Below are 5570 nucleotides of genomic sequence, written 5' to 3'. Positions count from 1 at the left end.
ACCGTGCCTGATCCGGGCTGCCTTCGGCAACTTGGGAACCGAGATAAGGAAGCAGTCGCACTCGTCGAGCTGGTACCCACCCCACGACGCGACGCGGAGCTGCTCGCGAGCCAGTTCACGGTACGGGTGATCCCCGCTGCACAGAAGATCCAGCACCGTCTTCTCCTTCGCGGAGAAAGCACTCCCAACTGCGCGACCACGACTCATGTTCATCCCTCGAGGATACGGGGGCGGCATCGCTGGGTCTCGCTACCGCAGACATGGCACCTACGGCACGAAGACCTGACAGAGTAGGCGGGTGGTGCGTTTACCGGTTGAGACCGCCATCTTTTTCGGCAGGTCCACTCCCACAACCTGTGCCCAGGCTGGCTCAGGCCGCGCCGTAAAAACACCCCGCCATTCTCTTGTTGTCTTTTGTAGAGTATGCGACTAGTATCTATGTTGTATTCAGAAACAAGGGGGGGCAAGCGTGACCGAATCTGGTGCCGCTAGCCATGCATCCGCGTCCGAGGTTGCCTACCACCATTTGCGTGCCCAGATCTTGGATGGCGCGTTACTTGGGGGAAGCATGATCAGCGAGGGGATGGTGGCCAACGAGCTTGGTATGAGTCGCACTCCGGTGCGTGAGGCGTTCCTGCGACTGCAGGGCGAGGGGTGGTTGCGTTTGTACCCCAAGCGCGGTGCGTTCGTCGTTGAGGTGAGGCCACACGAACGCGAGGAGATCGTGCGGGCGCGCGTTCTCCTCGAGTCGGATGCCGTCTCCCGGGTCTCGGGCGATGCCCGGCTGCGTTCCGAACTTGTCGAGCGACTGCAGACGATCCTCGGGGGGCAGCGTGATGCCGCTGCGCGGGAAGACCTTCACGGCTTCGCGGTCCTGGACGCGGACTTTCACGCTGCGGTCGTCGATGCCGGCGGAAACCGTCTGCTATCGGACTTTTTCGCGTCGTTGAGCGATCGGCAGAGGCGGATGACGGCGCGATCGCTGTGGAAGCGCGCGGACCGCCTCGAGGAGGTCCTCGACGACCACACCGAGCTCGCGCGGCTGATCGATGGTGCGCATAGCGACGCATTCCGAATCGCGCTCGAATCTCACATCCGACGTACACATCGGGAGCTGTTGCCATGAGTATCACGGACTCCCTCCCGATCCCGGATGCGGGTCCTCGGCACCGCATCCGCCCCTGGATGGCCGTGTGCGCGGCGCTCTTCGCGGTCGCGTGGGGTGGTAACGAATTCACCCCCCTGCTGGTGATGTACCGACAGGAGGACGAGATGACGCCTCTCGTGCTCGACGTTCTGCTCGGTGCGTACGTTCTCGGTATCGTGCCCGCTCTGATCCTCGGAGGCCCTCTCTCCGACCGATTCGGACGCCGGCCGTTCTTCCTTCCTGCTCCGCTCGTCGCTGTCGCTGGGAGCGTTCTGCTCGCGCTGGGCGCTTCATCGCCGACCGTGTTGTTCGCCGGGCGAGTTCTCTCGGGTGTGGCGCTGGGGTTGGTTATGGCGGTGGGGACTGCCTGGGTGAAGGAGCTGTCGCAGGCGCCGTTCGACACCGGAGCCCGGGAAGGGAGCGGCGCAGGGCGCGCGGCGCTCGCCCTCACAGCGGGCTTTGCCCTGGGCGCGGGGGTTGCTGCGGCGCTCGCGCAATTCGGGCCCGCACCGCAGCAGAGCCCATACTTCGTGCACATCGTGCTAGCCATCGCATCATTCTCGCTGCTGTGGCGGGTGCCGGAGAGTAGGCGGACAAGTGATGACGGTCGGCCGTTACTCGAGGACTTGAAGATTCCGTCCGCTGTGCATCGTCGCTTCCTTTTCGTCGTCGTGCCCATGGCGCCCTGGGTCTTCGGCACAGCGGCCAGTGCCTACGCGATACTGCCTGGCCTGATGATGTCGAAGGCTCCGGGCTTGGAGATCGCGATGAGCGGGCTCCTGTGTGTGATCGCACTAGGATGCGGCGTCGGCGCGCAGCGGATTGCGGGCCGCTTCGATGACCCCGGCTCGGCCCGCGGTGTCGGCTTGGCGCTCGCAGTCACCGTCGTGGGGATGGTGCTGGCGGCCGTCGCGGTCGGTCTCGACTCGTTGGCGTGGGTCGTCGTCGCCGCTGCCGCGCTCGGGGCTGCGTATGGACTCTTGCTCGTTGGTGGTCTCCGCGAGATCCAGCGTATCGCCGGCCCCGACGATCTCGCGGGGCTCACGGCCGTGTACTACTCGCTGACCTACATCGGATTCTTCATCCCGGCCGTTCTTGCGCTAGTGGGTGCGTGGCTCCCGTACACGGTCATGTTCGTCATCGGCGCGGTTCTTGCGCTCATCAGTTTCAGCATCGTCGCTCTGAGCTGGCGCAGGCACCTTCCGTAGCGCGTCGCCGGGCATCGCCGTCCGATGGGACTGGCAGCGCGGTTGCTCCGGAGGCAGCCGCCAGGCTCCGAGCTGCTTGCGATCCCCGCGGGCCGGTCGCCGTCAAGGACGCCATGCAGTCGAGGTGCAGCGGGAGTGGCATGGTGACGTCTGCGCCCCGGGCGCCTGTGATCGTGAGCCGCCCCCTTCATTCGGTCCGGACGTTCTGTGAGTCGTCGGTTTCCATTTGATGGGTGCACTGTCGAGCGTACTCGGCTGGGGGTAGGTAGCCGAGCGAGGAGTGCCGGCGGTGGTGGTTGTACTCGTCCTTCCAGTCGCCGATGATGACCTGCGCGTGCAGCAGCGAGTAGAAGCTGTTGATGTTGAGGCACTCGTCGCGGATCCGGCTGTTGAACGACTCGACGTACCCGTTGCGCCACGGCGAGCCCGGAGGGATGTAGGACAGGCCGGTGCGGGTGCCGGCCCAGTCGGCCATCGCCTCGCTGATGAACTCCGGCCCGTTGTCCGACCTGAGCACCGCCGGGGCGCCCCGGGCGGCGACGAGGTCCTCGAGGTGGGCGGTGAGTCGGTCGGCGGTAATCGAGCACTCCACGAGGCCGCCGATGCACTCCCGGGTGTGTTCGTCGACGATCGAGCAGATCTTGATCGGTCGGCCGTGCTCGTCGGCGTCGAACTGAAAGTCCACCGCCCACACCACGTTCGGCGCGTCCGCCGTCGGCGCGTCGACGGTCGAGGACCCGACGCGCTTGCGTCGACGCCGCTGCGGGACCCGGAGCCCTTCGTCACGCCACAGGCGTTGGATCTTCTTGTGGTTCACCACCCACCCCTCGGCGCGGGCGTCGTGATACGCCCGCCGGTACCTGATCATGCGCAGCAGTCGACCGCTAGTGTCCGACTTGAGTCGCGGCGTCGTGAGACCGTCTTGACGCTGAGGCGTGGCGAAGTTCCTAACATCGCCTGTCCGACTCGCCTTCGCACTTCAACCCAGAAGAAGACGAAGCCGCCGACGGGGACGATTGACGCTGCCGACTATCGCCTACGACCGAAGCCTTCTCTCCTGTCCGCCAATCAAGCTCAACCCGTCTAGTGGTCGGAGTCGCTCGGGAGTCTTGGACAGCGCCGAGGGTCGGTAGCCCTGCTTACAACGTAAGCGGGGCTACCGTGGGCATACATCGGTCGGTCCTGCTGCACTCGCGGATAGGGTGCGTGCTTTGACCGGTGGGAGGGATGACGCGTCATGTCGAGAGAATCTAGCCGGGAGTCCAGAGGGTCAGCGGCCGGCCGCCTGAGCCGCGAACTCATTATCGAGACTGCTCTTGGCCAGATTGATCGCTCTGGTGCGCAGGGGCTCTCGATGCGTTCGCTCGCTCAGGAGTTGGGTGTGGAGGCGATGTCTCTTTACCGGTACGTGCACGGGCGTGAGGATCTGCTTGAGGGTGTGATCGCTCTGCTCCTCGGACAGTTGACATCGAACCTGGATGAGGAGTTCGCCGAGCATTGGCAAGGCTTTCTGCAGGATGTCGCCCATAAGGTGCGTCAGATCGCGATCGATCATCCTCAGGCATTTCCGTTAGTGGCGACCCGGCATCCCGCGGCCCCTTGGCTGCGCCCGCCGCTTCGTAGCGTCGAGGTGGTGAACACGTTCCTCAGCACCCTGCTGGGGCATGGGTTCACCGACGCTCAAGCGGTGGATGCGTACCGTGCCTTTAGCAGCTTCCTACTCGGTCAACTCTTGCTGGAATCCGCGGTTCGGGGAGCTGAGACCGGCCCGGTGGAAGAACCGCTCGACGAAGGAAACGCGGATATACCCGAGCGTGACGGGAGCATCGGCTTGGATGACGCTCCGGAGGTCCGTCGGCTACGGGCTCTTCTGAGCGAGGACCATTCCGACGAAGAATTCGAAGTATCGCTGGAAGTACTCCTCGACCGTTTCGCCGGGGAGCTGTCCCAGTAGCTGCGGCGTGAGCGCCCCGAGCGAGGCCGTCCGTCAGTGTTCTCTGGCAGGACCGGGGGTGGTCGCGTCCTTGGCTGTGTCGTCGGGGTCGGCATTCTGTCGGATCTCTCGGCCCTTCTCGATGTCCTGCCGCTCCTTCTCGGCGGCCTTGTCTTGAGTCGCCCCGGTGTGTCCGGAGGCAGAATTCCTTGGAAGGATCTGTCTCATGGCACGTCCCAGCAAATACCCGCGCGAGCTTCGTGAGCGCGCTGTCCGTATGGTCGCCGAGGTGCGGTCCGAGTATCCGAGCGAGTACGCGGCGATCACCGCGGTCGCGGGCATGCTGGGGATCGGATCGCCCGAAACGATCCGCACCTGGATTCGCCGGGTCCAGGTCGATGGCGGGCAGCGGCCCGGTGTCGCGAGCGACGCGCAGGCAGAGATCAAGAAGCTGAAGCGCGAGAACGCTGAGTTGCGGCGTGCGAACGAGATATTGAAGGCGGCCTCGGCTTTCTTCGCGGCCGAACTCGACCGGCCACACCTGCGATAGTCGCCTTCATCGACGAGCACAAGGATCGCACCGATGGTGGGCTCCGGTGGGGTGTCGAGTCGATCTGTGCCGTGCTCACCCAGCACGGTTGCAAGGTCGCCCCATCGAGCTACTACGACACCCGGAGCCGGGAGCCGTCGGCGCGGGAGGTGTCGGACGAGCGGTGGAAGCCGATCATCCTGGCCACGTGGCGCAAGCAACGGCGGCTGCTCGGCGCTCGAAAGCTCTGGTTGCGGTTGCGACGTGAGGGGCATGACATCGCCCGCTGCACGGTCGAGCGGCTCATGCGGGAGCTCGGGATCGCTGGTGTCGTCCGTGGGCGGCGCAAGAACCCGGTCGACGCGGATCCGAGGGAAAGCAGGCCGGCCGACCTCGTCGACCGGCACTTCGCCCGGTTCCGCACGAATCAGCTCTGGGTGGCCGACTTCACCTACGTGTGGACGTGGTCGGGGTGGGTGTACGTCGCGTTCGTGTTCGACGCGCACTCCCGTCGCATCCTCGGCTGGCGGGCCGCGACGAGCATGACGACCCCGTTGGTGCTGGACTGCCTCGAGATGGCGCTCTGGACTCGGCGGCGCGAAGGCGCCACCGGCTTCGCCGGACTCACGCATCACACCGATGCCGGGTCGGTCTACACATCGATTTCGTTCACCGACCGGCTCATCGACGAGGGCATCGACCCGTCCGTCGGGTCCGTCGGTGATGCGTACGATTGTCAGTCTGTTTCTGCCG

5 protein-coding genes and 1 pseudogene are annotated in these 5570 nt (G+C 65.2%); 5 read left to right on the top strand and 1 reads right to left on the bottom strand.

The features are described 5' to 3' along the window. Window positions 1-469 precede the first annotated feature (469 nt). Window positions 470-1126: a GntR family transcriptional regulator gene (locus tag G510_RS0112815; RefSeq protein ID WP_029153936.1), complete on the top strand. Its 657-nt coding sequence runs from the start codon at window positions 470-472 to the stop codon at window positions 1124-1126. After that, a complete protein-coding gene (locus G510_RS0112810; RefSeq protein WP_036323377.1) occupies window positions 1123-2355 on the top strand; it encodes an MFS transporter in 1233 nt (410 codons plus the stop codon). Before G510_RS0112815 ends, G510_RS0112810 begins: the two co-directional genes overlap by 4 nt. Window positions 2356-2542: 187 nt before the next feature. Here G510_RS0112810 and G510_RS16915 read toward each other — a convergent pair. Further along, window positions 2543-3214 (bottom strand): annotated as a pseudogene (locus G510_RS16915) (IS3 family transposase); the annotation flags it as partial. A 378-nt stretch (window positions 3215-3592) separates the two neighbouring features. Between G510_RS16915 and G510_RS0112800 the strand changes: the two are divergent. The 3 genes from G510_RS0112800 to G510_RS0112785 form a co-directional block, all read left to right on the top strand. After that, window positions 3593-4309 carry a TetR/AcrR family transcriptional regulator C-terminal domain-containing protein gene (locus G510_RS0112800; protein ID WP_029153934.1) on the top strand — a complete coding sequence of 239 codons (717 nt, stop codon included), beginning with the start codon at window positions 3593-3595 and terminating at the stop codon, window positions 4307-4309. Between the two features lie 205 nt (window positions 4310-4514). Continuing rightward, complete coding sequence (locus G510_RS19140; RefSeq protein WP_029153144.1) at window positions 4515-4838, top strand: transposase; 324 nt, start codon at window positions 4515-4517, stop codon at window positions 4836-4838. Beyond that, window positions 4781-5570: IS3 family transposase (locus tag G510_RS0112785; RefSeq protein WP_169562581.1), on the top strand; the 790-nt coding region annotated here is incomplete at its 3' end. The genes G510_RS19140 and G510_RS0112785, both read left to right, overlap by 58 nt.

The sequence above is a fragment of the Microbacterium gubbeenense DSM 15944 genome (assembly GCF_000422745.1).
Taxonomy (GTDB): Bacteria; Actinomycetota; Actinomycetes; order Actinomycetales; family Microbacteriaceae; genus Microbacterium; species Microbacterium gubbeenense.
The sequence above is the reverse complement of the archived record's forward strand: the minus strand, read 5'-3'. Positions and strand labels throughout refer to the sequence as shown.

Excerpts from the sequence above, each read along its gene's own strand:
- G510_RS0112810 (WP_036323377.1), top strand. The coding sequence starts at position 1,123 with ATGAGTATCACGGACTCCCTCCCGATCCCGGATGCGGGTCCTCGGCAC.
- G510_RS0112800 (WP_029153934.1), top strand. The coding sequence starts at position 3,593 with ATGTCGAGAGAATCTAGCCGGGAGTCCAGAGGGTCAGCGGCCGGCCGC.
- G510_RS19140 (WP_029153144.1), top strand. The coding sequence starts at position 4,515 with ATGGCACGTCCCAGCAAATACCCGCGCGAGCTTCGTGAGCGCGCTGTC.